Origin of the sequence: Rhizobium sp. RHZ02, from assembly GCF_014851575.1 — a bacterium.
Taxonomy (GTDB): domain Bacteria; phylum Pseudomonadota; class Alphaproteobacteria; order Rhizobiales; family Rhizobiaceae; genus Rhizobium; species Rhizobium altiplani.
Map to the genome: position 1 here is coordinate 262644 of NZ_JACUZX010000004.1, position 26643 is coordinate 289286.

Below are 26643 nucleotides of genomic sequence, written 5' to 3' on the forward strand. Positions count from 1 at the left end.
TGGTGATTGCGCCAGGATTTCGAATAAAGTCACCTCTGTGAGGATGCGCGATCACCTCGTGTGCCCCATGCTCAAGCTCAACCTCGACCTCGAGGCGCCGGCCGAGTTGATCGACGGCGACAAGCGAACCGTTCAGCAGTCCCGTCAGGCTCGCTTCGGACACCGAAAGGGTCACTTCCGGGCGATTGTCGTTGCGGCCGCCGCGGTGCTCGCCAGGATTGTCGTCATGGTTGGCTCCGTCATCGCGTCCACGTCCACGGCCGTGATCGTCATCGCCGTCGTCATGACCGCTGCGACCGCTATGATCATCACCGCCACGCCCGCTGCCGCTGTTGTCATCACTGCCACCGCTATGGCTGGATCCACTGTTGCCGCTGCTGCTGCTTCCACCGCCATCATCGCTGCCGCCGCGAGCGAATGCCAACGACGAAAAATGGCCTGACGTGAACGTCTGCATTGTCGGGAGCGACAAGGTCACCGTGATTGCGGCGACGGAAGCCAATAACGCGTGTGAAATGGTCTTCTTCATGATCTTTGCCTTCTGCTCTCTTCTTGTTGAGAACAGATTGCCAAAGTCTCTCTGACAGACTGTTGAGTGCGTTTGTCAGCATCCTGTCAGATTGGTCCGACCACAGCCCCAAAATACAAAAGCCGCCCTTACGGACGGCTTTGATTGGAGAGTGGCGACGCGCCTCACTTCGGCGCGAGTACCATCATCATCTGGCGGCCTTCGAGCTTGGGCTCGGCTTCGACCTTGGCATATTCGGTCGTGTCGGCCTTCACCTGCTGCAGCAGCTTCATACCAAGTTCCTGGTGCGCCATTTCACGGCCGCGGAACTTCAATGTCACCTTGACCTTGTCACCGTCTTCAAAGAAACGGCCCATCGCCTTCATCTTCACCTCATAGTCATGGGTGTCGATGTTAGGGCGCATCTTGATCTCTTTAACTTCGACAATCTTCTGCTTCTTGCGCGCCTCGGCAGCCTTCTTCTGGTTGGCATATTTCAGCTTGCCCAGATCGAGGATCTTGCATACAGGCGGTTCGGCATTGGGGGAGATTTCCACCAGGTCGAGGCCGGCTTCCTCAGCCATTTTCAGGGCCTGGTCGGTGGGCACAACACCCAAGTTCTGTCCTTCAGCATCAATCAGCTGAACTCGGGGGATGCGAATTTCCCGGTTCGAGCGCGGCCCTTCCTTTACGGGCGCGTCGGCTTTAAAGGGTCTGCGAATGGTCGTATTCTCCTCGCGTTGTTTCGGATCGCTGCAGCCCGGGCACTCCCGATGACGGAAGTACAAATGTCGTTTCACCATTGCTGCAACGGAGTCGGTACCATCCTTTAGCGGAAAAATCACCTGCTGTCAGCCTGTCAAGAATCTGTTTTATAGGCCAAAACAACTGGAGTTCCGCGATGTCTGACGCAAATCTCACTTACAACCAACAATATCTTACCGTCGGACAGGGCGAAGCTGCGCGCGAGATCGCCTATATTGCGCGTAGCCAACCTGGCCAAACGGCCGGCCCAACCCTCGTCTGGCTCTCCGGATACCGCTCTGACATGAGCGGCAGCAAGGCGGTGGAGCTGGACAGGTTCGCGGCCGAAAACGGCCTTGCCTGCCTGCGCCTCGACTATTCCGGCCACGGCCTGTCCGGCGGCAAATTCACCGACGGGACGATCTCGCGCTGGCTCGAGGAGGCGCTTGCGGTAATCCTCCACGCGGCGCCCGAGCGCATCCTCGTCGTCGGCTCGTCGATGGGCGGATGGATTGCGCTCAGGCTGGCGCAGGAACTCGCCAAGCGGCAGGACGGGCCGAAGCTCGCGGGCATGGTGCTGATTGCGCCGGCTCCCGACTTCACCTCCGATCTGATCGAGCCGAACCTCACGAAGAAGGAGAAGGCCTCGCTGGCCGAGCGCGGCTACTTCGAAGAGCGGTCGGCCTACAGCCCCGAGCCAAACATCTATACGCGAACCCTGATAGAGGACGGGCGCGACAACAGCGTGCTCAACGGCATCATCGAGACCGGCTGCCCGGTCCATATCCTGCAGGGGATGAAGGATCCGGACGTTCCCTATCAGCACGCTATGAAGCTCGTGGAGCATCTCCCCGCCGACGACGTCGTGCTGACCTTCGTGCGTGATGGCGATCACCGGCTGTCGCGGCCCCAGGACATCGAGCGCATGCTCGCCGCCGTCAAAGGGCTTATCCGCTAGGCCAAACGATCCATGTGTGCCAAATCCTAACGGATTTTAACCATATTGGCGGGTAGTGGCACCTTCCCCAGAAGTAACGATTGACTCTCCGAGCCTCCGTCCGTTAACTTTTTGTTAACAATACATGGGCGATGCAAGGGAACAGCGGGCGTGCGGATCAAGGGTTTCGTCGTGGCCATGATGGCCATGTTTGCTATGTCTACAGCCGCAACGCCGGCTTCCACCAACAATCTCTCGATGGTTACCGGCGCTGCGACGTCCCAGCCGATCGGCCATTACGACTTCTGCCAGAGCCATCGCAATGAATGCGGCCCAAACCGCAACGTCTCGCCGGCCGAGATGTCGGAAGGGAAATGGGGAATGGTGCGGTCCGTCAACACGATGGTCAACAACAACATCACGCCGATGACCGACAAGGAAATCTACGGCAAGGATGAGGTCTGGGCTTATCCGACGACCGCAGGCGACTGCGAGGACTTCGCCCTGCTGAAGCGCCGCATCCTGATACAGCGCGGAATTTCGCCGGCTAATCTTCTTCTCACGGTGGTCCGCAAGCCCGATGGCGAAGGTCATGCCGTGCTGACGCTGCGCACCAGCAACGGCGACTTCGTGCTCGACAACCTGGCGTCCAACATCAAGCCATGGTTCGACACGCCCTACTCCTTCATCAAGCGCCAGTCGAGCAACAATGCCGGTCGCTGGGTCACCATCGAAAATGGCCGCGACGTTCTGGTCGGTGCTTTGCGATAAGCGATAGTAGATTGAACGAAAAAGGCCGGCGAAACGCCGGCCTTTTTTATGCACGACGCCAGTTAGTCTAGCCCGTCATTCCGGCGCATCGCCTGTGCATTCGCGCGCCAGATCAATTCACCGCGTCGATCGCTCCGTAGTGCCGGAGCTCGCTTTATCCATTGCCGATCAGAATGCCGGCACCGAGAACGAGACCGCCGCCCACGACCACCTGGAAAGCAGCGCGCAGGAATGGCGTTTCCATAAATCTGTTCTGGATGAAGGCAATCGCCCAGAGTTCGAAGATCGCGATGATCACGGCCATCGTCGTTGCGATCCAGAAGTACGGGATGAGATAGGGCAAGGTGTGGCCGAGACCGCCAAGCGCGGTCATGACGCCGCAGGCGATGCCGCGCTTGATCGGCGATCCGCGGCCTGAAATCTTGCCGTCGTCATGTGCCGCTTCTGTGAAGCCCATCGAGATGCCGGCGCCAACCGAGGCGGACATGCCGACAAGGAAGGTCTGCCAGGTGTTCTGGGTCGCAAAGGCGGCTGCGAAGATCGGCGCCAAGGTCGATACCGAGCCATCCATCAAGCCGGCAAGGCCGGGTTGCACATAGGTGAGCACCAGTTGGCGGCGGGCAGCGTGATCTTCCTCCGCCTTGACGTCGGCCGGCGTGTGCTTGTCGACAAGCATGTGAGTAATGTCCTCATGGCCCTGCTCCGCCAAGGCGAGGTCACCGAGCAACTGCCGGGTCTGCGCGTCCGTGACGCGCCGTGCCGCTTCGACATAGAAGCGATAGGCCTGCTGCTCCATCGCTTCGGCTTCACCGCGGATTTTCTCGAGCGACAGGTTGCGTCGCAGCCAGTCGGGTTTGCGCTCATAGAAACCCTGAACATGTTCCCGGCGAATGAGCGTGATGCGTTCACCGAACCGCTGGCGATAGATTTCGATCAGGGACTTGCGATGGGTGTCCTCGACCTCGGCCATCTCTTCGAAAATTTTAGCGGACGCGGGATAGTTGCTGCGCAGCATGTCGGCGTAGGCGAGATAGATGCGCGCGTCCTCCTCTTCGGCCCCAATGGCGAGTGCGAGTATTTCCTGTTCCGACAAAGAATCGAACGAGCGCTTGGATGACCAAAAAAGCCTGGACAGCATGACAACCTCAATTTTAGAATTATTCTAAAATAGAGGCTGCCGGCGCGTCGGTCAAGTTTTCACAGGCATGGAAGCCAGTGAATTGACGCATGGCCGCGGCAAGTAAAACGACGCACAGCTTCGCGTACGTGCACCGCCTTTAGCTGGCATCGGAAATAACGTGCACGCTACAGTCTACATCTACGCCGAAAGTGTATGATTACTGGGCAAAAAACCATAACAAAAGCGGGTTGAAATTTACAACTCATGGGATTGAGATATTATGGAAGGCGGGCATAGTACTATGCGTATTGATTGCATTTATAAGGGAACATAACGGTGCCAGATCCGGTAGATATTATTGTTGGTAAAAATGTACGGACACTGAGGGCCAAACGACGCATATCGCAGCTGGAACTGGGCGAGGCGCTGGGGCTGACTTTTCAACAAATTCAGAAATACGAGAAAGGCACCAACCGCGTATCCGCAAGCAAGCTTCACCAGATCGCGGTTTTTCTGGGCGTTGATATTTCGGAACTGTTCGAGGGCGCCAACCCGTCTGACGGATCAGCGCGGCCAGGGCTGAGCCCCGAAGCCTATGAGCTTGCCCTGCACTATGACAAGCTTCGCTCTGCGGCAGGCAAGGAGGCCGTCAAGACCATCTTGTCGATCATGACCGGTGAAAGCTACATCGAGGCTTTGCGCTGAACCCTGTCGGTCAGTGCAACTCGCACGCGTGAAGCGCGATGAGCAAGTCGTCCTGCGTCCGATGGCCAGCATGGTAGAGATCGATCGCGATGCTCGCGATGGAAAGTCCCTGCTGGCTGCGCAGCTTGATGTTGCGCTCGGCACACCAGGAATAGAGCGCGCCGGCGAGCACATCGACATCATCGGACTGCAATGACAAAGAAGTGGCTGCTGCCGTCATGGAAGTTGCCCTTGTTTTTGGTTTATCCCCGAAAGGATACTGGCCGCTTTGCTTCTATTTGCAAAGCGGCATTCACTGCCTGCGTTAACGCAAGGCAGACTTGCATTTTTGCTTGTTTCATAATGGAACACCCAGCAAGCGCCGGCGCTATTCTGACGCGACCCGGTACTCCAGCGAGGCCGAGCATGCCGCGATCGCATCCAGCATTTTCTCGAACCGCGGGTGATCGCGCACCGAATCGAGGTCCGAATCATGCTTGAACCATAGGATGTGATAGCAGGACGATTGCGGCAGCAGTTCTTCCAACAGATCGAGTGCGGCGTCGCATTCGTCCAACAAAGCATAGACACACGCGATGTTGTATTGCGCAACGATGTCATCCGGATCAATCATCTGCGCGCGCTTGACCCACTCCTTAGCGCGTTCCGCATCGCCCATGTGAGCCAATGCGAGCGCACCGCGATGGGCCGGCCCCGAGTTTTCCGGATGCCGCTCCAAGGCCTCTTCCGCACGCTCGATGCAGACGCGCGCCCAATGCGCTCGCTCCTCCTCGAGACCAAGCGACCGGCATGCGCTCATCAGATGAATGGGCGAGAGATAGTCGTCGGGGCGGATCTCGGCCGCCCTAGTGAAGAAGGTGATTGCCCCCTCGAACTTGCCCTCCATGAAAAGGAAGCGACCATAGTGGAAATTCGCTTCATAGAGATCGGGCTCCAGCGCCAGCGCCTTTTCGAACTCCACAAGAGCCTCCTCGTCTCGCCCGTCCTGGTGCAGCGCCAGTCCGCGCGACGCATGCGCCTCGGCAAGATTCGGATCGAGCGCCAGCGCCTTGGCACTCAGATTGAGTATCCCCTGCAGTGTAAACTCACCCGCATGCCAATCGCGCAGCGCCGACTCGCAATCCGCCATGCCGGCATAGGCACGGGCATATTCCGGATCCAACGCAACGGCCGTTGCAAACATGCGCCGGGCCAGAAGTAGATAGGGCCTTGTCCAGGTGTGAGACAGCTGTCGTCCACGCAGATAATAGGTGTAGGCCTCGACATTGCTTGTCGGCTCAGCTGCGATCGCCTGCCTCTCCTCGGGTAGCAGCTTGATCTTGAGTTGATCGACGATTGCGTGGGTGATCTCGTCCTGGATTGCGAAAATATCGGTGAGGTCGCGATCGAAGCGGTCCGCCCAAAGGTGCCCGCCATTTCTCGCATCGATCAGCTGTCCGGTGATGCGGACGCGCTGGCCGACCTTGCGCACGCTCCCCTCGAGAACGAAGTCGACACCGAGTTCCGACGCCACCTGCTTCACCTGCACGGACTTGCCCTTGTAGGTGAAGGCGGTGTTGCGGGCGACCACGTAGAGGTTCGACACCTTCGAGAGGTCGGTGATGATGTCCTCGGTGATGCCGTCGGAAAAATACTCCTGCTCGGCATCGCCGCTCATGTTGGTGAAGGGCAGCACGGCGACAAGCTGCTTGTGCTTTTTTCGGGCTGCGGTCAAAGCCGCCTTGTTCACTTTCAGTGGCAGCGCCCGCTGCGGCGAAATCATATAGACCCGGACCGGTTCCTTGATGTTCTTGAGGCGGTGTTCCCCGCGATCCTCGAAGGACAGGTCGAGCCGTGAGCCGACATGGTCCTTGACGGTGGCCGAAACGGCAATGCCTCCTGGCTCAGCCAGCGCCTCCAGCCGCGCAGCAACATTGACGCCGTCCCCGAAGATATCGCCCTCCTCGACAATGACGTCGCCGAGATGGATGCCGATCCGAAATTCGATACGTTTGTCTTCGAGCACCGACAGGTTTCGTTGCGCGGCCTCTCGCTGCACCTCATCGGCGCAGGCGACAGCATTCACGATGCTGGAGAATTCCGCCAGCATGCCATCGCCGGTCAGCTTGACGATGCGTCCGCGGTGCTGTGCAATCTTCGGATTGAGCAGCTCCGTGCGGCAGGTTTTCACCGCACTTAGCGTTCCGGATTCATCTATGCCCATCAACCGGCCATAGCCGACGATGTCGATTGCGAGGATGGCTGCGAGACGGCGTTCCAAGTGTCCCTCGACGCTATACGGTTTTCGTCACACTAATTTAGCCTTTTATTATCTCAATGTCCCACCATTCATTCGGTCGACCCGGGATAATAAGGTGTTTTTGACGTTCGAACGTTGAGACAACCCTGCGTAGGCGACCTGACGAAGCAAACAACAAAGGCCCGGCTGCAGCAGCAACCGGGCCTTTGTTACATTTCATATAGGGTCGATCAGCCCTCGAAGAATTCCTTCATGCGCGCGAAGAACCCGGTCGATTCCGGATTGTTCTCCTTCGAGGAGAGTTGCTCGAACTCCTGGAGAAGTTCGCGCTGGCGCTTTGTCAGCTTCTGGGGAGTCTCGATCTGGATCTGGATATAGAGGTCGCCCGTCTGCGGCGAACGAAGCACCGGCATGCCCTTGCCCTTCAGGCGGAACTGCTTGCCGGCCTGCGTGCCTTCGGGCACCGTCACACGCGACTTCGTGCCATCGAGCGTCGCCACGTCAAAGGTGCCGCCGAGTGCCGCCGTCGTCATCGAGATCGGAATGGTGCAGTAGAGGTCGGCGCCGTCACGTTGGTAAAACTCATGCGGCTTCACCGACAGGAAGATGTAAAGATCGCCCGCCGGACCGCCGCGCATGCCGGCTTCGCCCTCGCCCTGCAGGCGGATGCGGGTGCCGTCTTCGATACCGGCCGGAATGTTCACGGACAGCGAACGCTCTTCGGTGACGCGGCCCTGGCCATGGCACTTCGTGCACGGATCGGGAATGATCGTGCCACGACCATGACAGGTCGGGCAGGTCCGTTCGATCGAGAAGAAGCCCTGGGCAGCGCGCACGCGACCCGAGCCCTGGCAAGTGCCGCAGGTCTTCGGCTGCGTGCCGGGTTTCGCACCCGAGCCGGAGCAGACGTCGCAAGTGATCGAAGTTGGCACGCGGATCTGCGCGGTCTTGCTGGAGAAGGACTCCTCCAGCGAAATTTCCATGTTGTAGCGAAGATCGGCGCCACGCTCGCGGCCGCCCGAAGAGCGCTGCCGCTGGCGGCCGCCGCCCATCATCTCGCCGAAGATATCCTCGAAAATGTCGGAAAATCCGCCGCCGCCAAAGCCGCCGCCCATGCCGCCGCCGCCCATGCCGCCATGCTCGAAGGCAGCGTGACCATATCGGTCATAGGCCGCACGCTTCTGCGGATCCTTGAGCATTTCGTAGGCTTCGTTGATTTCCTTGAACTTGCGCTCGGCGTCGTGGTCGCCCGGATTCTTGTCCGGATGGTACTTCATGGCGAGTTTGCGGAAGGCGCTTTTCAGCTCTTTTTCGTCCGCCGTCTTGGCGACACCCAGCGTTTCGTAAAAATCGGCTTTTGCCATTAAGGATTAGACCCCGGAAATGGTTTTCCGGCTGCCGTGGTGGGCAGCCGGAACGTCAGTTTCAAGCTAGACCGTCTCGTCTCGCTTAGGCGGACTTCTTGCGGTCGTCGTCCTTGACTTCTTCGTAGTCGGCATCGACGACATTGTCGTCGCCGGCTTCCGCGGATGCGTCTGCTGCCGCACCGCCTTCAGCCTGCTGTGCTTCGTAGATCGCCTGACCGAGCTTCATGGAGACTTCCATGAGGGTCTGGGTCTTTGCCTTGATGTCTTCAGCATCCGGCTCGGTTGCTTCGACGGCAGACTTCAGAGCAGCGATCGCATCGGAGATCGCGGTGCGGTCGGCCTCGGAAACCTTGTCACCATAATCCTTCAGCGACTTTTCCGTGGAGTGGATCAGGCTTTCAGCCTGGTTCTTGGCTTCCACGGCCTCGCGGCGCTTCTTGTCGGCTTCGGCATTGGCTTCGGCGTCCTTGACCATCTTTTCGATGTCGGCGTCGGAGAGACCACCAGAAGCCTGGATACGGATCTGCTGTTCCTTGCCGGTGCCCTTGTCCTTGGCCGAAACCTGCACGATGCCGTTCGCGTCGATGTCGAAGGTGACTTCGATCTGCGGAACGCCACGCGGTGCCGGCGGCAGGCCAACGAGGTCAAACTGACCGAGCAGCTTGTTGTCGGCAGCCATTTCGCGCTCGCCCTGCGAAACGCGGATGGTGACGGCCTGCTGGTTGTCGTCGGCGGTCGAGAAGGTCTGCGACTTCTTCGTCGGGATCGTCGTGTTACGCTCGATCAGACGGGTGAAGACGCCACCGAGGGTCTCGATGCCGAGGGACAGCGGGGTTACGTCGAGAAGCAGAACGTCCTTGACGTCGCCCTGCAGAACGCCAGCCTGGATGGCTGCGCCGAGTGCCACGACTTCGTCAGGGTTGACGCCCTTGTGTGGCTCCTTGCCGAACAGCTGCTTGACGACTTCCTGGACCTTCGGCATGCGGCTCATGCCACCGACGAGAACGACTTCGTCGATCTCGGCTGGCGTGACGCCGGCATCCTTGAGAGCAGCCTTGCACGGTGCGATCGTGCGCTGGATCAGATCCTCGACCAGGCTTTCGAGCTTGGCGCGGGTCAGCTTCAGCGTCAGGTGCTTCGGGCCGGTTGCATCAGCGGTGATGAACGGCAGGTTGATTTCGGTCTGCTGCGAGGACGACAGTTCGATCTTTGCCTTTTCGGCAGCTTCCTTGAGGCGCTGCAGAGCCAGCTTGTCGCCCTTGAGGTCGATGCCGTTGTCCTTCTTGAACTCGGCAACGAGGTATTCGACGAGACGCATGTCGAAGTCTTCACCGCCGAGGAAGGTATCGCCGTTGGTGGACTTCACTTCGAAGACGCCGTCGCCGATTTCGAGGATCGAGATATCGAAGGTACCGCCACCCAAGTCGTAAACGGCGATGGTCTTGCCGTCCTTCTTGTCGAGACCGTAGGCAAGGGCTGCCGCCGTCGGCTCGTTGATGATGCGCAGAACTTCGAGGCCAGCGATCTTGCCGGCATCCTTGGTTGCCTGGCGTTGTGCGTCGTTGAAGTATGCGGGAACGGTGATGACGGCCTTTTCGACCTTTTCACCGAGATAGGATTCAGCGGTTTCCTTCATCTTCTGAAGGATCATCGCGGAGATCTGGGCAGGCGAATAGCCGGTGCCGCGGGCCTTGACCCATGCGTCGCCGTTGTCGCCCTTGGTGATCTCGAAAGGAACGAGAGCCTTGTCCTTTTCAACCGTCGGATCGTCGTAGCGGCGGCCGATGAGGCGCTTCACTGCGAACAGCGTATCCGTGGGGTTGGTGACTGCCTGGCGCTTGGCCGGCTGACCGACGAGGCGTTCGCCATCTTCGGAAAATGCTACGATCGAAGGCGTCGTGCGCGCACCTTCGGCGTTCTCAATGACCTTCGCGTCCTTGCCGTCCATGACAGCGACGCAGGAATTTGTCGTTCCGAGGTCGATACCAATTACTTTTGCCATGTCATTCTCTCCTTGAAGCAAGCTGTCGGAACCCCGAGAAGGCATTTCCCTGACAGCCCCTTACGGGATGGGTCTTTAAGATTAACGCAATCGTGATTGCGGTGATGCCGCGTATATAAGGAGCGGTTTTCGGGACTGCAAGGCGAGAACTAGCCAGAAAACCGGCAAAAAAAGCGCCCAACAGCTAATTTTGGCACGCACAGGACGATGGCGTTTTTCTGGCCAAAACCCGTCGACTATTGTCCCATGATCAAGTCAAGCAAGGTCGTCCGTTTCCGATGGTGCGCCGGCGACGGTTCAGGCTCGCCAATATCACCCCGCGGCAGCGCATCACCGTAGCCATAACCACCGTCATCGGCGATGTCGGCGGGCGGCACCGGACCGCCATTGACCGGGGCGATCGGCTGGCGTCTTGGCCGGTCATTCGCCTGTGGATAGCGCTCGGCGCTTTCACCAAAGACACCGGAGAGAATGCTGCCGATTGTCGTCGGCTCTTCAAGCGGCGGCGCCATACCGGGCTCCGCAGACGCCATCGGCTGGTCGCCGAAGCCGGGATTGGCTGCCGGATCAGCCATGAATTGCCCGTTGCCGAACAGTGGCGCCGGCGACAGTCCCTTGTGCGCGGCGACCATGAATTCCTGCCAGGCCTTGGCCGGCAAGCCGCCGCCCGTCACCTTCTTCATCGGCTTGCCATCGTCGTTGCCAAACCAGACGCCGGTTGTGAGGTTGCTGGTGAAGCCGACGAAGAGCGCGTCGCGCGAATTCTGGGTCGTGCCGGTCTTGCCCGCGGCCTGCCAACCGGAAAGCTTGGCGCTCTTGCCCGTTCCCTGGTTGATGACGCCCATCATCATCGTGTTCATGTTGGCAGCAATCGCCTCCGACAGGACACGGGGCGGGTTGTCGTAGGTATTTTCGTAGAGCACCTTGCTGCCGTCAGCCGTCGTTACGCGTCGGATCACATGCGGCGTCGCCTTGTAGCCGCCATTCATGAAGGCGGCATAGGCGCCGGTGAGCTCGGTCAGCGACACTTCCGACGTACCAAGAGCGATCGAGGCATTGGGCTGCAGTTCCGATTCGATGCCGAGGCGGTGCGCGAGCTTGATCACCTGGTCCGGCCCGTCATACATGACCAACTGGGCCGCGACGGTGTTCAGCGACTTTGCAAGCGCCGTCGCGAGCGTCACTTCGCCATTGTACTTCTTCTCGTAGTTCTCAGGCGTCCAATCGCCGATGCGGATCGGCGCGTCGTTGAACACCGAAAACGGCGTCAGACCTTTTTCCAACGCCGCTGCATAGACGAACGGCTTGAAGGACGAGCCCGGCTGGCGCTTGGCGGTGACGGCGCGGTTGAACTGGCTGTCGGCATAATCCCTGCCGCCGACGAGCGCGCGGATTGCGCCGGTGCCATCGAGTGAAACCAGGGCTGCCTGCGACGTATCGAGCTTGGCGCCGTCCTTGCCGAGCACATCGTTCAGCGACTGCTCCGCGCGCTTCTCCAGCGTCTTGTCGATCGTCGTATCGACGACGATGTCTTCCTTGACGTCGCCGATCAGGCCAGGGAGCTGGTCCATGACCATATCCGCGACATAGTGGCCGGCGCCCGACCAGTAGCGCTTCGCCTTGGCTGGCGTCTGCGACATCGCGGTCTTCACCTCGTCGTCGGTGATATAGCCTTGCTCGCGCATCGTCTGCAGGACCACCTGCGCGCGGGCATTGGCGGCCTCGGGATCGCGCGCCGGCGACAGCCGCGACGGCGCCTTGACGAGTCCGGCAAGAAGGGCTGCTTCACCGAGGTTCACGTCGCGTGCGGACTTGTTGAAGTAGCGACGCGAGGCCGCTTCGACGCCATAGGCGTTCGAGCCGAAGAAGACGCGGTTGAGGTACATCGCAAGGATCTGGTCCTTGGTGTATTTCTGCTCCAGCCATAGCGCGAGCAGGACTTCCTGCACCTTACGCTCAAGCGTGCGGTCCGGCGACAGGAAAAGGTTCTTTGCAAGCTGCTGTGTCAGCGTCGAGCCGCCCTGAACCATGTGGCCGGTCGTCAGGTTGGTGACGAGGGCGCGTGCGAGGCCAAGGGGATCCACGCCGAAATGCGAATAGAAGCGGCGGTCTTCAATGGCGACGATCGCTTCCGGGATGTAGGGCGACATGTCTTCGAGCGCGAGCGCTTCGCCGCCCGTCGTGCCGCGATTGGCGATGACGCTGCCATCGACGGCAGTTATCTTGACGTTCGGCGGGCGATCCGGAATGGCCCAGGTGCTGGCGCTCGGCATACGCGACCCGTAATAGACGACGAGGCCAGCCACGCCGATCCCGGCCCAGATGCCGAAAACGATGCACCAGTAGAGGATGCGACGAATGAAGCCGAAGAAGCTTCCACCCTCGCGTTCGCGACGACCACGTCTGCGTCTTTCGGGTTGGCGCGCGCGAGACGATTTTGACGGCGATCGCTTGGTCGAACGTCCCCTGACGACACGGTCATCGGCGTCGAGCGAAAAATCGTCATCATCGTCGCGGTCGTCGCGACCGCCGAAGGAAGGTTCGATCCTGTCGCGTGATTTGCCTCTGCCCGCCATCTAGTACCGGTACGCCCCTTCTTCGCTCCTTGCGCGGCGACGCCGCAGAAACCGTGCTTTGCCAAACGGTTCTCCGCCCGGTTGAACTTTAAATGCGGCGATTTAAGGGGTGGTTAAGAAGTGGCTAGACCGGCCCGCCCTTGCCCCAACAATGTCAAATTTGGTTCAGCCCCCGTTCACCGAACCGGCTCTCTAATCCATGTGCAAGGGACTTGCATAACAGAGGTGCAGAGATGCGTATTAGAATGATTGCAGCTGCGATCGCCATGTGTGGATTTGGCGTTACCGCGGCTGAAGCGATGCCGGTCGCGCCGCTGAACGGCGTTGCGGCCAAGAATACGGTACTCGTCGATTACGCCTGCGGGCGCGGCTATCACCTGACCCGGTGGGGCAATTGCCGGCCGAACTGGGACCGACCGCCACCGCCGCGTTACGGCTGGCGCGCCGATCGCCGCTACGGATGGGGCGGCCCGCCGCGCCATGACTGGCGCTATGAGCGATCCTACGGATGGGATCGCCCGCCACCGTGGGTGCGCGGACGCGATTGGCGCTGATTAAGACAGCAAGGCCCGGGCCGCTCAGCCTGGGCTTTGTTATAATTCGTTTACCAAGCCCCGCTTTTTTGGCATGGCTGCCATTCGTTGCGACTGTCACAAATCTGACGTATAGCACGCCGGATTGCGCCTGAGATTAGCGCAGCATGCGCAATATGTAGGCATTCATGACCATCGACATTACCAAAAGCGAAGAATTCAAGCTGCGTGAAGTTTGGGACGTGCACGAGTTTGCACGCCGCTACCGGCTGACAAAAATGGAAGAGAGCCGCCTGAAGATGCTTCACGGCCCGTTCGCGGAATTGCGCGACCTCCTCGCCGGTCGGCAGCGTTCCGTTTCTCTCTGGTAACAGGGAACCATTAGCGAGCTGGTGGATTAACGCCCTAGCGAAACACGCCCTACACGTTTCGCTAAAGGTCGGCCGTCTCCCCCTCAAACGCGCCGATCGCGATCAGGCCCGGTGTCTCTCCCAGAGCGCCGGGCCTTCTCATCTCCCCAATATAAAGGGCGGTCTCGCGGCCGCCCCGATGCGTCACTGCTGGTTGCCGCAGGCCGGATCACGCGGCGGGCAGCGTGGAGGCCCACGACGGCCCTCACCGCCGCGACGCCAGTTCCCATCGTCGTTGCCCTGCGGCGGGCGCTGGAAGTCCGGACGATTGTCATGGGGCCGTCCCTGGAAATCCTGGCGGCCGGGGCCGCGGTCGAAATTCGGTTGCTCGGGACGACGGTCCGGTCCGCGGTTTCCATCGAGCGTCCGATCGGGACCGCGATCAAAATCGGGTCGCGGACGCCCGGGGCCAGGGTTTCCGTCGAATTCTGGCGGCCGCACCACAGCGGGCGGGCGATCGTAAACAGGATTGCGACGCCAACGATCGCGCTCCCGATAGAAATCGCGACCGCGGTAATAGCGGTCCCAGTAATTTCCGACGCTGAAGACCACGGTCGGGATTCCGAGGGGACGGTAATATTCCGGACCCACATAGACGCGACGGCTCTGGTAGAGCGCCTGCACATAGCGACCTGCGACCCAGCCGCGCCCACCGTAGAACTCCACGTCGCACCAAGGCACATCGGCGAGGCAGCCATGGATTTCCACCGATTCACCGGCCGGAATGACGGTTACAGGGGGATATTGCGTGCTTGGTCCGGCCCGCATGTTGACGTTGGCTGTCGCATATCCCTCTGCCGCCTCGGCAATCGCCGGCGCGAGCAAGAGGGCGGCCGCTGCAGCGGCCTTCATCAAGATGGACTTCACGTTTCAACTCCTCTGACGACGCTGGCGACCGCGCCGCTTGTGTTTTCCGAAAAGGTGCGCAAGCGCCCGGGCACGGCTTCGGCGTTCGCCGCCTCGCGCCGATTTCAGCTCAATCACCTTTTCTTTCAATGATTTGTAGTCCGCGCCGATGAACCTGACTTGAACGCGTGGGCGCTTCAAAATTCAAAAATGCAACACATCTACTTGAAACGCGCGCTCGGCATTCCGACGTGCGAACCAACATATTGCAGCCGATGGAAAGCTGTGCGCGCCAGCAACGTTGCCGCTTCCACCGTCCTGATCGAGGCTCAGCGTTAACCGTTGGTTAACCTTTCCCGATCAGTCTGGCTGCAACATTCGCTTCCTCCTTGACCACGGATGTACTGGCATCGAAGTGAAGCGGATGACGAAAGGCCGGCTCGTTCCGGCCTTTTTGTTTTTCTGGCGTTCAAAGACGAACGCTTTTCCAGCCTATTTGGCCAACGCTTCCAGGATGCGGATCCAAGAACGGATGCCCTTGTGGTAGGAAGCGAGTTCGTACTTCTCGTTCGGCGAGTGAATGCGATCATCGCTGAGACCGAAGCCGACAAGCAGCGACTCCATGCCGAGCATCTTCTGGAAGTCGCCGACGATCGGGATCGATCCGCCCATGCCGATCACCACGGCCGGTTTCGGCCACTCGTCGGAGAGCGCATTCTTGGCCTTCGTCAGCACCGGCGAATCATAAGAGAGGTGGATGGCCGGCGAACCGCCATGCGGATGGAAGTCGACCGAGCAGTCCGCCGGGATTTTCGAGCGGACGTAGCTGCGGAAGCTTTCGCGGATGGCGTTCGGATCCTGGGTCCCGACGAGGCGGAAGGAAACCTTGGCCGAAGCCTTGGCTGCGATCACCGTCTTGAAGCCCTCACCGGTGTAGCCGCCCCAGATGCCGTTGATCTCGGCGGTCGGACGCGCCCATGTGAGCTCGAGAACCGACCGGTCCTTTTCGCCCGACGGGATCGACAGGCCGACCTCGCCCAGGAAGGTTTCCGCCGTTTTGCCGAGCGTTTCCCAGGATGCCTTGATATTGGCAGGCGTTTCCTCGACGCCGTCATAGAAGCCTTCAAGGGTGATGCGGCCGGTCTCATCGTGCAGTCCGGCAAGCGCGGCAGTCAGGATATGGATCGGGTTCGCCGCGGCACCGCCGAACAGGCCGGAATGCAGATCGCGGTCGGCGGCCGTCACGACGATTTCCTCGCCGACAAGACCACGAAGGGCTGCTGCGATTGCCGGTGTATCGCGATCCCACATGCTGGTGTCACACACGAGCGCATAGTCCGCCTTCAATTCCGCGGCGTTGGCCTCAAGAAAAGGCTTCAACGACGGCGAACCCGATTCCTCTTCGCCTTCGAAGAGGATGGTGATGCGGCAAGGCAGTGCACCCTTGACTTCCTTGTAGGCACGGCAGGCCTCGACGAAAGTCATCAACTGGCCTTTGTCGTCGGCGGTGCCGCGGCCCGTCAGGATCTTCCGGCCGTTGCCGACATCCTTGATCGACGGTTCGAAGGGATCATTCTCCCAGAGCTCGATCGGATCGACTGGCTGCACGTCGTAGTGGCCGTAGAACAGCACATGCGGCGCATCAGCGCTTGCGCCGGCGTGATGGGCCACGACCATGGGGTGGCCGGGCGTGTTACGCACGGACGCCTCGAAACCCAGGGTCTCGAGATAGGAAACCAGCCATTCAGCCGCCTTGCGGCACTCGGCCTTGTAGGCCGGGTCGGTGGAAATGGACTTGATGCGCAACAGCTCGAACAGCTTGTCGAGGCTCGATGTCAAATTCTGGTCCGCACGCGACAGCACCGGCATTACGTCAGTCATTTTCGACTCCTTTTGAAATTCGGCGGGACGATAGACCAAAGGCCGGTCGCTTTCGAGACGAAAAAGCAGGCAGGGAGCCAATGGCGAGAGATGGGCGCGTCAGACACACCCGGGGGACGAGAGCACGAATAGCTGGCGGCGGGCGAGAGTTCTTTTCAGCGCATGCGGAGGGGTTCGACCATAACGGCGGCGGAACAGTGTCGATTACAGCTTCTTGGCATTGTCGAGCAGGCGGCGGATGTACTCGAGCGTCAGTTCGCGCTCGAAGCTCTTGAAGCCCTGAAACAGGGCCAGGTCCGCTTCACGCGCCGCCTCGATGGCGTCGTCTTCCATGCCTTTGGCCTTGTCCGTGAGAAAGATCAGCTGCGCGCGCTTGTCGGACGGATGCGGACGACGATCGATCAACCCGTCGCGCGCCATGCGCGCAAGCGTGTTCGCCATCGTCGCCTGTTCGATGTCGACGCGGGCCAGCAACTGCTTCTGCGTCAGCCCGTCCTCGGCCCAGAGTTCGAGAAGAACGGGGAATTGCCCGGGCGAAAAGCCGAGCCGCGCCGCGCGCTGCTGGAGCGAACGAGCGAAGCCCTTGGCCAGCTGGCTGGCAAGGTAAGCTCCCGAGTCCATTCGATTAATTCCCATCTTCTCAATTAGTCGCAGAAAACTCGATGAAACAATGCAACAAATCGCATACGACGCATCACAAATGCTTCATCGCAGGCTATGTTCGAAAGATAGAGCAGCAAAACAAAGCCGCCATAGCCTGGAGGTCTGGCTATGGCGGCTTTAAAATGGGGACAAAGGCCCGGAGAGGGGATAAGGCCTTTGTCCAAGTCCGAAGCGGCGGGGGACAAGCCAGCTATCAGACCCTCGACGCGATCAAACACGATCAAACGCCGGTAGTAATCATTTGTGATCGGGAATGTGGCTTTTCAAGGGAAAGCCGAGGATTGACTATTACAAATTAGTAACACTTTGGTGAGCCAGAAACTTTTCACCCTCGGAACTTTATATGGACCTTCCAAGGTCGCCGCGCTATCCATGACGCCATGAAAAAAGGCGATCATCTCTTCCTAATCGACGGCTCCGGTTTTATCTTTCGAGCCTTTCACGCACTTCCCCCTTTGACCCGCAAATCCGACGGTTTGCCGGTGGGCGCCGTGTCGGGTTTCTGCAACATGCTGTGGAAACTCCTGACCGATGCGCGCGACACATCGGTTGGCGCGACCCCGACGCATCTGGCCGTCATCTTCGACTATTCGGCAAAGACGTTCCGCAAGGATCTCTACGACGCCTACAAGGCGAACCGCTCGACACCGCCCGACGAACTCATCCCTCAGTTCGGTCTCATCCGTCACGCCACACGGGCCTTCAACCTGCCGTGCATCGAGACGGAGGGCTTCGAGGCCGACGACATCATTGCAACCTATGCTCGCCAGGCCGAGGCGCTCGGCGCCGACGTGACGATCGTGTCTTCGGACAAGGATCTGATGCAGCTGGTGACGACCAACGTCCACATGTACGACAGCATGAAGGACAAGCAGATCGGCATTCCTGATGTCATCGAGAAGTGGGGCGTTCCACCCGAGAAGATGATCGATCTCCAGGCGATGACCGGCGACTCGGTCGACAACGTGCCTGGCATCCCCGGCATCGGCCCGAAGACGGCGGCGCAACTGCTTGCCGAGTACGGCGATCTCGACACGCTTCTCGAACGCGCGACCGAGATCAAGCAGGAGAAGCGCCGGCAGACGATCATCGAGAATGCCGACAAGGCCCGCCTGTCGCGCGAGCTCGTGCGGCTGCGCACCGATGTTCCGCTTGAACTCAAGGTCGAAGACCTGATCCTTGAGCCGCAGAACGGACCGAAGCTGATCGGCTTCTTGAAGGCAATGCAGTTTACCTCGCTGACGCGGCGCGTGGCCGAGGCTTGCGATTGCGATGCCAGCGCGATCGAAGCCGTGGATGTTCCGGTCCAGTGGGGTGCGGCAGCGCGCGGGCCGGATCTCGACGCCGCAGAGCCCGAGCCGGTTGCCGGCGGCATTCCCGACGTTGCCGGCGAGGCCGTGCCCGTTCCGGCAAAGGCGAACGGCGCGAATGGTCGCGAGGGTACCTTCCGGCCGGGCGATCTTGCCAAGGCGCGCGCCGAGGCCTTTGCCTCCCTGCCCTTCGACCACTCGCGCTATGTCACCATTCGCGACATCGCGACGCTCGACAAATGGATTGCCGATGCGCGCGACACCGGACTGGTTGGCTTCGACACCGAGACCACGTCGCTCGATGCGATGCAGGCGGAGCTCGTCGGCTTCTCGATGGCGATTGCCGACAACGACAGGAACGCCACCGGCACCAGCATTCGCGCCGCCTACGTCCCGATCGCCCACAAGACGGGCGTCGGCGATCTGCTCGGCGGCGGGCTTGCGGACAACCAGATCCCGATGCGAGATGCCCTGCCCCGGCTGAAGGCACTGCTGGAAGACGAGTCGATCCTGAAGGTCGCCCAGAACCTCAAATACGACTACCTGCTGATGAAGCGCTACGGGGTCGAAACCAAGAACTTCGACGATACGATGCTGATCTCCTACGTGCTCGACGCAGGCACCGGCGCGCACGGCATGGACCCGTTGTCGGAGAAGTTCCTCGGCCACACGCCGATCGCCTACAAGGACGTGGCCGGCAGCGGCAAGTCGAACGTTACATTCGACCTCGTCGATATCGATCGCGCGACGCACTACGCCGCCGAGGATGCGGAGATCACGCTCAGGCTCTGGCTGGTGCTGAAACCGCGCCTTGCCGCCGAGAAGCTGACCACGGTTTACGAACGCCTCGAGCGGCCCTTGCTTCCGGTCCTGGCACACATGGAAGAACGCGGCATCACCGTCGACAGGCAGATCCTCTCGCGCCTGTCCGGCGATCTCGCACAAGGCGCCGCGGCACTCGAGGACGAAATTTTCAAGCTTGCAGGCGGTCGCTTTACCATCGGCTCGCCGAAGCAGCTGGGCGACATCCTGTTCGGCAAGATGGGACTTGCCGGTGGTACGAAGACGAAGACCGGCCAATGGTCGACCTCGGCAAGCGTTCTCGAAGACCTCGCTGCCGCGGGCTTCGAACTGCCGCGCAAGATCGTCGACTGGCGCCAGCTGACTAAGCTCAAGTCCACCTACACGGATGCGCTGCCGGGATACGTGCACCCCCAGACGAAGCGGGTTCACACCTCGTATTCGCTGGCCTCGACGACGACAGGTCGCCTGTCCTCCTCGGAACCAAACCTGCAAAACATTCCGGTTCGGACGGCGGAAGGCCGCAAGATCCGTACTGCCTTCATCTCGTCGCCGGGCCATAAGCTGATTTCGGCCGACTACAGCCAGATCGAGCTGCGCGTGCTCGCCCACGTCGCCGAGATTCCGCAGCTGACACAGGCCTTCGCCGACGGCGTCGACATTCATGCGATGACCGCATCGGAGATGTTCGGCGTGCCTGTCGAGGGCATGCCGTCAGAAGTGCGACGTCGCGCCAAGGCCATCAACTTCGGCATCATCTACGGTATCTCAGCCTTCGGCCTTGCCAATCAGCTCTCGATCGAGCGCTCGGAAGCGGGCGACTACATCAAGAAGTATTTCGAGCGCTTCCCCGGCATCCGCGACTACATGGACAGCCGCAAGCAGATGGCGCGTGACAAGGGTTACGTCGAAACGATCTTCGGGCGGCGAATCAACTATCCGGAGATTCGCTCGTCCAACCCGTCGGTTCGCGCCTTCAACGAGCGCGCCGCGATCAACGCGCCGATCCAGGGATCAGCCGCCGATATCATTCGCCGGGCCATGATCAAGATGGAGCCGGCGCTGGCCGAAGCAGGGCTTGGCGACCGCGTGCGCATGCTCCTACAGGTGCACGACGAACTGATCTTCGAAGTCGAGGACGCAGACGTCGAAAAGGCGACGCCGATCATCGTTTCGGTGATGGAGAACGCCACCATGCCGGCGCTCGAAATGCGGGTGCCGCTGAGAGTCGACGCGCGTTCGGCCACCAACTGGGACGAAGCGCACTGAGCGCTTCGTCGAAAGTTCATTAAAATTTTCATTGCCTTCCAAGCCACTGATATAAAATGATTTTCCTTTTGTTTTTCGCCGAATGACCGCGCGGATGGAAGGAACTTATTAACCTTCATTTCCTAATTCGAAAGCCGATATTAGTTGCTAATCATGAGTGAGTAGCGGTCGTATGCGCTTTCCGAGAACCAATCTGACAGGGGCCGAGGAGATTTCCGCGGAAGTCGAAGGTGAACAGCTGCAGGAACACGCAGGCGAGAAGCCTACGGCACCAATCTGGCAGAGCAATTTTTCACTGGCTCCGAATGTGCGGTTCACCCGCACGCCCGAGAATCTGATCAATCCGAAGCGCGTACCGGCGCCGCCCTTTCGCACGCCGCCGCTTGCGCTGCAGGAACGCGTTGCGGCGGAAATCGGCGCGAGCGTGGAACAGCAGGCACCTGTTGTCGCGAACGCTCCGGTCGAGGTCTACGAAGCGGAGATCGCGCCGGCGATCGAGGTGCAGCCGACTGCCACCGCATTGCCGTTGATGTCGGTCGAGCCCGAGACTCACACCGTTGTCCGCGCATCCACGGAACTGGCTGCCATCTCGGACTTCGCATTCTGGGAGGTCATGGCCTTCGAGGAAGCGGCGGCCGAACCGATCCTGTTGCCGCCGGTCTCCCTGCCGAAGGCAGAGGTTAGCCCCGAATCGATCATCAGCCGGTTCCGCGTCATGGAGTGGCGGCCTGGTCGGCAACAGCCCGCAATGGCCGTAGCTTCGGTGCCTCAGCCGGTCGCCCCAGCCGCTGTCGCGCCTTCTCCCGGTTTGACGCGTGGCCGCGCCGCGCAAAACCCGGTCGCGACCGAACACAGCCGCGTGGAAGAAGCGGCGCAAGTCGAGCCGAAAGTGCAGCCTATCGCTCCGCTGCCAGTTCGCGCTTTGGCGCCGCAGCCGCTCGCACCGGCACCGCGTTTTGCCGCACCGAAGGTCGTCGCCTCGAGGGTCGATGCCTCAGGCTACGAATTCCCGTCGCATTCGCTGCTGCAGGAGCCGCCTGAACGTGTCGGCGAGATCATGTCGCAGGAGACGCTGGAGCAGAATGCCGGCCTTCTGGAAAGTGTTCTCGAGGATTTCGGCATCAAGGGCGAGATCATCCATGTCCGCCCCGGCCCTGTTGTCACGCTTTACGAGTTCGAGCCGGCACCGGGCGTCAAGTCTTCCCGCGTCATCGGCCTCGCCGACGATATTGCCCGCTCGATGTCGGCCCTGTCGGCGCGTGTCGCCGTGGTTCCCGGCCGCAACGTCATCGGTATCGAATTGCCGAACGCGCTGCGCGAGACCGTCTACTTCCGTGAGATGATCGAAAGCCAGGATTTCGAGAAGAGCGGCTACAAGCTGGCGCTCGGCCTCGGCAAGACGATCGGCGGCGAACCCGTCATCGCCGAGCTCGCAAAGATGCCCCACCTGCTCGTTGCCGGCACCACCGGTTCGGGTAAGTCGGTCGCCATCAACACCATGATCCTGTCGCTGCTTTACCGGATGTCGCCCGAGCAGTGCCGCCTGATCATGGTCGATCCGAAGATGCTGGAACTCTCCGTCTATGACGGCATCCCGCACCTTTTGACGCCCGTCGTCACCGACCCCAAGAAGGCCGTCATGGCGCTGAAGTGGGCGGTGCGCGAGATGGAGGATCGGTATCGCAAGATGTCACGCCTCGGCGTGCGCAACATCGACGGCTACAACAGCCGCGTGGCGCAGGCGCGCGACAAGGGCGAGACCATCCATGTCATGGTCCAGACCGGCTTCGACAGAAGCACGGGCGCTCCGATCGAGGAGAGCCAGGAGATGGACCTGACGCCGATGCCCTATATCGTCGTCATCGTTGACGAAATGGCCGACCTGATGATGGTCGCCGGCAAGGAAATCGAAGGGGCGATCCAGCGCCTGGCGCAGATGGCGCGTGCTGCCGGTATCCACCTGATCATGGCGACGCAGCGCCCGTCGGTCGACGTCATCACCGGCACGATCAAGGCGAACTTCCCGACCCGTATCTCCTTCCAGGTGACGTCGAAGATCGACAGCCGCACTATTCTTGGCGAACAGGGCGCGGAACAACTGCTCGGCCAGGGTGATATGCTGCACATGCAGGGCGGCGGGCGGATTTCGCGCGTGCACGGACCGTTCGTTTCCGATGCCGAAGTCGAGAAGGTCGTCGCGCATCTGAAGACGCAGGGTCGGCCGGAATATCTCGACACCGTCACCGCTGACGAGGAAGAAGAGGACGGGGAAGAAGAGGACAGCGCAGTCTTCGACAAGAGCGCCATGGGCTCCGAAGACGGCGACGAGCTTTACCAGCAGGCGGTCAAGGTCGTGATGCGCGACAAGAAGTGCTCGACCTCCTACATCCAGCGCCGGCTCGGCATCGGCTACAACCGTGCGGCTTCGCTCGTCGAGCGCATGGAGAAGGAAGGTCTCGTCGGCCCGGCAAATCATGTCGGCAAGCGCGAGATCGTCGCTGGACGCGGCGAAGGCGAATAACGCAGTGGCAGCGGCATCCCACAAGGGGTGCCGCTGCCAGCAGTAATGTCCGCGCCGGAGAATGCTCCGGTACGGCTTGGCCTGGCTGGGAATGGGCAGGCAGCGGTTGTGGTCTATGTGGGTTGTCAGGCGGTACCGCCTGCCCGATTGCATCGAGGTCCCCGCGCTTCCAGGCCGACAGGAGCGTCTCTCGGCCTTTCCGTTGCGGTTGATCGCCGGTCCTGACGCCTGCGATCCTCCTCCTGCAAACATCATCGAACGCTGGACTTTCAACCCGTTTTGTCAGATCCGGCTCGCGACCCGGCTCCCTGTCCAATGACGTCATCAATGTGCGCCAGATCGTTGGCGCGGGGATCGACGGGGAAGATCCGTTCGTCCAAATCACTGAAAGTTCATTCGATTTTTTCCACGCACAACAAAATTGCGCCGTGACATCAGTCCACTTCGCCAGCCGCGAGACGTAAGGTCTCGCGTACGAAGTCGGTCTTGCCGCCTGTGTAATAGGCCCAATCGTCGTTCGCCTCGCTCATCAGGCGAAGCTTCAGCGCCGCGTATGCTTGCGCCCGCTGGGGATGCGCCCGCAAGTAATCGCGGAAAACGATGCGATCGCGGAGCACACGGTTATCGGATGAACAGAGATAGAGCCGCGCGCCATAGGAGCCCTTGCCGCAGGTGAAGGTCCAGCTCTGGTCGTTGTATTTGTCACCGTGAAACGCGTAGACGGAGAGGCCTTTTACCCGCTCGATCGCGGTCAGCAGCCCATCCTCGTTGCGGAAAGCAGCGTGCAGATCGATCTTGGGCTTCGCGGCAAGGCCCGGAACCGATGTGCTGCCGACATGATGAAACACCGGTGCCAAGTCGGATAGCACCGGCTGCAGCTCTGCTTTGACCTCGTTGAAAAGCCGTGGCCACTCGGGATCGTAAGGAACGACAACGATTGCCATCGTACCTCCCGATCCTAAGCCACTTCGGTGAGGAAGCGGTTCAGCGCATCCACGATCCTGCGCTCGCCGTCTTCAAGCGAGCCGCTGTTATCGACGTCGGTCACGTCGTAGTCGCCACGCACCGTCAGCGGGCCGCGGGCGAGCCGCGCCATGATGTCTTCATGCGTCTCGCGACCGCGCGCCTCGAGTCGGCTTGCCAGAACCTCGGCAGTCGCCGTCACATTGATGACCTTGAGCCGCGGGAAAACAGCCTTGAAATGGTGAAGCGCCGAGCGCGAGCCATTGGCGATGACCAGATTTCCCTGCGCGAGCGACACCGACACTTCAGCTGGAATGCCATATTTCAAGCCGTGCGCTTCCCACCAGACCGCGAAGCTCCCGGCCTGCTCCATCGACGCAAAGCCCTGGTCGGACACGGCGAGATGCTGCTCGCCGCCGGCATGGGTGTGGCGAGTAATGACGCGTCGGACGAAATGCACCTCAGGACGACCCCGAAAGTGCTTGGCGGCGAGCGCCATCAGCGTGTCCTTGCCGGCGCCACTCGGGCCGACGACGACGACCATGATGCCGTGCTCGGTACCTGGAACGATGTGAGGTTCGTGCGACGGGTTCATGCGACACGGCGCCCTTCACGCCAAACAGCACGGGTGACCGGCACGCCGTGATCACGGAAAACGCGGACGAGATCGGCGCGCAGGCCAGTGGCGATGCGGCCGCGGTCGTTGAGGCTAACCGTGCGAGCTGGCGTCGCGGTGACCATGGCGATCGCCTTCGGCAGCGAAATGCACTCCACCTCGTCGGCAATCAGGAAGGGTGCGTAGAGCAGGCTGAGCGGGACGTAATCAGAGGACAGAACGTCGAGCACGCCGCGTTCGGCGAGATCGCGGGCGGCGATATTGCCGGAATGCGACTTGCCGCGCACGATGTTCGGGGCGCCCATCAGCACGCTCATGCCATGCTCGTGCGACGCCTTGGCGGCGTCGAAGCTGGTCGGGAATTCGGCGAGGCGTACGCCGTTCTCGATGGCTTCGTCGACATGGGCGAGCGTCGCGTCGTCGTGGCTGGCGACGGTGATGCCGCGCTCGGCGCAGACCTTGGAAATGGCCGTGCGGTGCGGCGTGGAATTGCGGTCAGATTCGGACACGCGACGATCAACGAACTTGGCGAACTCCGCATCGGAGAGACCGCGCTTCTTCTGGTAGTAGAAGATGTACTGGTCCATCGTCTGGAACTGCCGCTGGCCGGGCGCGTGGTCCATCAGCGAGACAAGACGGACATAGGGATCGTTCTCGAAATCGGCGAAGTGCTGCAGCACGTTGTCGGCGGAGACCTCGCAGCGCAGGTGAAGCAGGTGCTCTGCACGCAGGCGGCCCTCCTGCTCGGCCTTCTGGATCGCATCGGCCATTTCGCGCATCTCGCCATGTTCGAAGCCGCCGTCCTCGTCGGCGCCCATGCGCAGGCAGTCGAAAACCGTGGTGATGCCTGAGGTGACGATCTGTGCGTCGTGCGCCTGGATTGCCGCCGTCTTGTGCCAACGCAGGCCGGGGCGCGGCGAATAGTGACCTTCCAGATGGTCGGTGTGCAGTTCGACGAGACCCGGGATCAGATAATCGCCTTCGAAATCCTCACCGACGCGGGAACTGCCCGTCGAGATATCGGCGATCTTGCCATCGCGGACGAGGACCGATCCTTCAACGATCTCATTCTCGAGAACGATGCGGGCATTTGAGAAGACTGTTTCTTTGGTCATCGAATATGGTCTTTCAATTTTTAGCGCCGGCGAGCGGCCACCAGGAATGGGCTTTGAACGGCGCGCCCCGCGCCTCCTCGACGAAAACGGCAAGGCCGCAAATGGGGAGCGGGCGGCCGATAAAGGCGGCGAAACGCTCCGCCAGAATGGCCTTCATCACGCCTGCACGCTCCTGCGGCACCTGGCCGGTCAGCGTCATGTGGAACCCGAAATCATCCATCACATAGGGATAGCCCCAGCGCAACAGATTGGCCCTCTGGCTTTCGCTCAGTTTCTCCGGGTTGCGGCGCGCTATATCCGCATCCGACAACGCGGCGCGAAACGGTTCGAAGGATTTTACCACCGTGGCGGCGAAATCCTGAAGCGGCGGATGCAGAAAAGCGGGCACCAGCGCAAAGAATTTACCCAACTGCCCAAGCACCAGCTCGGGAATGTCGAAGGCGGACGTGCGGGCGGCGAAATCCTCGACCACCTGGATCAGGTCCTTTTCGGTGACGGAGGCGGCCAGATGGAACGGTGCCTTGATCGTCGCGTGGAAAGCGTAGCGGCGAGGATCGGCTGTCAGTTCGAACTGCTCGGCGGCTGGCAGGTCCGGACAATCGGGAGCCGGATAAATTTCACCGGTGAAGGCATCGCGGCCGAGCCAGAGCGCGGCCGTGCCGTTCAAGGGGTCATCCTTCGGCGGTGTGAAATAGAGTGCGTAGCGCAAGGCTCGTATCCTGGGAATCGCTCGGAATGCGGTCGCA

Annotated in this window: 22 protein-coding genes; 8 read left to right on the forward strand and 14 right to left on the reverse strand. The window is 60.7% G+C overall.

The genetic code is table 11. The features are described 5' to 3' along the window. The first annotated feature begins 67 nt into the window (after positions 1-67). Entirely contained in the window at positions 68-442 is a 375-nt protein-coding gene (locus IB244_RS09010; RefSeq protein WP_192303971.1) for a hypothetical protein, read from the forward strand. A 251-nt stretch (positions 443-693) separates the two neighbouring features. Here IB244_RS09010 and infC read toward each other — a convergent pair whose 3' ends face one another. Then, positions 694-1230: a translation initiation factor IF-3 gene (gene infC / locus IB244_RS09015; RefSeq protein ID WP_025658610.1), complete on the reverse strand. Its 537-nt coding sequence runs from the start codon at positions 1228-1230 to the stop codon at positions 694-696. 179 nt (positions 1231-1409) lie between these two features. Between infC and IB244_RS09020 the strand changes: the two genes are divergently transcribed. After that, on the forward strand, positions 1410-2210 hold the full coding sequence (locus tag IB244_RS09020; protein ID WP_018855237.1) for an alpha/beta hydrolase: 801 nt from the start codon (positions 1410-1412) through the stop codon (positions 2208-2210). A gap of 150 nt (positions 2211-2360) precedes the next feature. Next, the gene (locus IB244_RS09025) at positions 2361-2960 is read left to right on the forward strand and encodes a transglutaminase-like cysteine peptidase (RefSeq protein WP_018855238.1); all 600 of its coding nucleotides are present in this window, start codon (positions 2361-2363) and stop codon (positions 2958-2960) included. A gap of 154 nt (positions 2961-3114) precedes the next feature. Here the strand turns inward: IB244_RS09025 and mbfA are convergent, their stop codons facing one another. Continuing rightward, positions 3115-4098 (reverse strand): iron exporter MbfA, encoded by a 984-nt coding sequence (gene mbfA / locus IB244_RS09030; RefSeq protein WP_018855239.1) that lies wholly within the window; start codon positions 4096-4098, stop codon positions 3115-3117. A 318-nt stretch (positions 4099-4416) separates the two neighbouring features. On the opposite strand from mbfA, the gene IB244_RS09035 reads away from it, so the two are divergent. Continuing rightward, positions 4417-4785 carry a helix-turn-helix domain-containing protein gene (locus IB244_RS09035; protein ID WP_018855240.1) on the forward strand — a complete coding sequence of 123 codons (369 nt, stop codon included), beginning with the start codon at positions 4417-4419 and terminating at the stop codon, positions 4783-4785. Between the two features lie 10 nt (positions 4786-4795). Here IB244_RS09035 and IB244_RS09040 read toward each other — a convergent pair whose 3' ends face one another. From IB244_RS09040 to IB244_RS09060, 5 genes are all read right to left on the reverse strand, one after another. Continuing rightward, positions 4796-5005, reverse strand: a complete 210-nt coding sequence (locus tag IB244_RS09040; protein ID WP_025658607.1) for a hypothetical protein — start codon at positions 5003-5005, stop codon at positions 4796-4798. A 147-nt stretch (positions 5006-5152) separates the two neighbouring features. Continuing rightward, a complete protein-coding gene (locus IB244_RS09045) occupies positions 5153-7045 on the reverse strand; it encodes a TPR end-of-group domain-containing protein (RefSeq protein ID WP_018855242.1) in 1893 nt (630 codons plus the stop codon). 209 nt (positions 7046-7254) lie between these two features. Then, positions 7255-8388, reverse strand: coding sequence for a molecular chaperone DnaJ (dnaJ, locus tag IB244_RS09050; protein WP_018855243.1), 1134 nt, complete (start codon positions 8386-8388; stop codon positions 7255-7257). Positions 8389-8473: 85 nt separating this feature from the next. After that, the gene (gene dnaK / locus IB244_RS09055; RefSeq protein WP_018855244.1) at positions 8474-10393 is read right to left on the reverse strand and encodes a molecular chaperone DnaK; all 1920 of its coding nucleotides are present in this window, start codon (positions 10391-10393) and stop codon (positions 8474-8476) included. Positions 10394-10629: 236 nt separating this feature from the next. Next, positions 10630-12969: a transglycosylase domain-containing protein gene (locus IB244_RS09060; protein WP_192303973.1), complete on the reverse strand. Its 2340-nt coding sequence runs from the start codon at positions 12967-12969 to the stop codon at positions 10630-10632. Positions 12970-13202: 233 nt separating this feature from the next. Between IB244_RS09060 and IB244_RS09065 the strand changes: the two genes are divergently transcribed. Together IB244_RS09065 and IB244_RS09070 are read left to right on the forward strand one after the other, a co-directional pair. Beyond that, a complete protein-coding gene (locus IB244_RS09065) occupies positions 13203-13523 on the forward strand; it encodes a GCG_CRPN prefix-to-repeats domain-containing protein (RefSeq protein ID WP_113470511.1) in 321 nt (106 codons plus the stop codon). 167 nt (positions 13524-13690) lie between these two features. Further along, complete coding sequence (locus IB244_RS09070; protein ID WP_018855247.1) at positions 13691-13873, forward strand: hypothetical protein; 183 nt, start codon at positions 13691-13693, stop codon at positions 13871-13873. Between the two features lie 183 nt (positions 13874-14056). Here IB244_RS09070 and IB244_RS09075 read toward each other — a convergent pair whose 3' ends face one another. The 3 genes from IB244_RS09075 to IB244_RS09085 form a co-directional block, all read right to left on the reverse strand. Then, the gene (locus IB244_RS09075; protein WP_409564055.1) at positions 14057-14779 is read right to left on the reverse strand and encodes an SH3 domain-containing protein; all 723 of its coding nucleotides are present in this window, start codon (positions 14777-14779) and stop codon (positions 14057-14059) included. 471 nt (positions 14780-15250) lie between these two features. Continuing rightward, on the reverse strand, positions 15251-16639 hold the full coding sequence (locus tag IB244_RS09080; protein WP_113160519.1) for a M20/M25/M40 family metallo-hydrolase: 1389 nt from the start codon (positions 16637-16639) through the stop codon (positions 15251-15253). A gap of 204 nt (positions 16640-16843) precedes the next feature. Further along, positions 16844-17260 carry a MarR family winged helix-turn-helix transcriptional regulator gene (locus tag IB244_RS09085; protein WP_016552356.1) on the reverse strand — a complete coding sequence of 139 codons (417 nt, stop codon included), beginning with the start codon at positions 17258-17260 and terminating at the stop codon, positions 16844-16846. A gap of 422 nt (positions 17261-17682) precedes the next feature. Between IB244_RS09085 and polA the strand changes: the two genes are divergently transcribed. Both polA and IB244_RS09095 read left to right on the forward strand, forming a co-directional pair. After that, on the forward strand, positions 17683-20682 hold the full coding sequence (gene polA / locus IB244_RS09090) for a DNA polymerase I (protein ID WP_192303975.1): 3000 nt from the start codon (positions 17683-17685) through the stop codon (positions 20680-20682). Positions 20683-20854: 172 nt separating this feature from the next. Next, positions 20855-23203: a DNA translocase FtsK gene (locus IB244_RS09095; protein ID WP_192303977.1), complete on the forward strand. Its 2349-nt coding sequence runs from the start codon at positions 20855-20857 to the stop codon at positions 23201-23203. A 434-nt stretch (positions 23204-23637) separates the two neighbouring features. Here the strand turns inward: IB244_RS09095 and IB244_RS09100 are convergent, their stop codons facing one another. From IB244_RS09100 to IB244_RS09115, 4 genes are read right to left on the reverse strand one after another with little or no spacing between them, the layout of a single operon-like run. Continuing rightward, positions 23638-24147 (reverse strand): GrpB family protein, encoded by a 510-nt coding sequence (locus IB244_RS09100; RefSeq protein WP_018855255.1) that lies wholly within the window; start codon positions 24145-24147, stop codon positions 23638-23640. A gap of 14 nt (positions 24148-24161) precedes the next feature. Further along, positions 24162-24761 (reverse strand): phosphonate metabolism protein/1,5-bisphosphokinase (PRPP-forming) PhnN, encoded by a 600-nt coding sequence (phnN, locus tag IB244_RS09105; protein ID WP_018855256.1) that lies wholly within the window; start codon positions 24759-24761, stop codon positions 24162-24164. Beyond that, a complete protein-coding gene (locus IB244_RS09110; RefSeq protein WP_192240639.1) occupies positions 24758-25897 on the reverse strand; it encodes an alpha-D-ribose 1-methylphosphonate 5-triphosphate diphosphatase in 1140 nt (379 codons plus the stop codon). Before IB244_RS09110 ends, phnN begins: the two co-directional genes overlap by 4 nt. 13 nt (positions 25898-25910) lie before the next feature. Then, a complete protein-coding gene (locus IB244_RS09115; RefSeq protein ID WP_192240640.1) occupies positions 25911-26606 on the reverse strand; it encodes a DUF1045 domain-containing protein in 696 nt (231 codons plus the stop codon). Between the last annotated feature and the right edge of the window lie 37 nt (positions 26607-26643).

Coding starts and splice junctions, on each gene's coding strand:
- IB244_RS09100 (WP_018855255.1), bottom strand. CDS start 24,147: ATGGCAATCGTTGTCGTTCCTTACGATCCCGAGTGGCCACGGCTTTTC.
- IB244_RS09040 (WP_025658607.1), bottom strand. CDS start 5,005: ATGACGGCAGCAGCCACTTCTTTGTCATTGCAGTCCGATGATGTCGAT.
- IB244_RS09010 (WP_192303971.1), top strand. CDS start 68: ATGCTCAAGCTCAACCTCGACCTCGAGGCGCCGGCCGAGTTGATCGAC.
- dnaK (WP_018855244.1), bottom strand. CDS start 10,393: ATGGCAAAAGTAATTGGTATCGACCTCGGAACGACAAATTCCTGCGTC.
- IB244_RS09110 (WP_192240639.1), bottom strand. CDS start 25,897: ATGACCAAAGAAACAGTCTTCTCAAATGCCCGCATCGTTCTCGAGAAT.
- polA (WP_192303975.1), top strand. CDS start 17,683: ATGAAAAAAGGCGATCATCTCTTCCTAATCGACGGCTCCGGTTTTATC.
- IB244_RS09070 (WP_018855247.1), top strand. CDS start 13,691: ATGACCATCGACATTACCAAAAGCGAAGAATTCAAGCTGCGTGAAGTT.
- mbfA (WP_018855239.1), bottom strand. CDS start 4,098: ATGCTGTCCAGGCTTTTTTGGTCATCCAAGCGCTCGTTCGATTCTTTG.
- IB244_RS09060 (WP_192303973.1), bottom strand. CDS start 12,969: ATGGCGGGCAGAGGCAAATCACGCGACAGGATCGAACCTTCCTTCGGC.
- IB244_RS09085 (WP_016552356.1), bottom strand. CDS start 17,260: ATGGACTCGGGAGCTTACCTTGCCAGCCAGCTGGCCAAGGGCTTCGCT.
- IB244_RS09095 (WP_192303977.1), top strand. CDS start 20,855: ATGCGCTTTCCGAGAACCAATCTGACAGGGGCCGAGGAGATTTCCGCG.
- IB244_RS09080 (WP_113160519.1), bottom strand. CDS start 16,639: ATGACTGACGTAATGCCGGTGCTGTCGCGTGCGGACCAGAATTTGACA.
- IB244_RS09065 (WP_113470511.1), top strand. CDS start 13,203: ATGCGTATTAGAATGATTGCAGCTGCGATCGCCATGTGTGGATTTGGC.
- dnaJ (WP_018855243.1), bottom strand. CDS start 8,388: ATGGCAAAAGCCGATTTTTACGAAACGCTGGGTGTCGCCAAGACGGCG.
- IB244_RS09020 (WP_018855237.1), top strand. CDS start 1,410: ATGTCTGACGCAAATCTCACTTACAACCAACAATATCTTACCGTCGGA.
- phnN (WP_018855256.1), bottom strand. CDS start 24,761: ATGAACCCGTCGCACGAACCTCACATCGTTCCAGGTACCGAGCACGGC.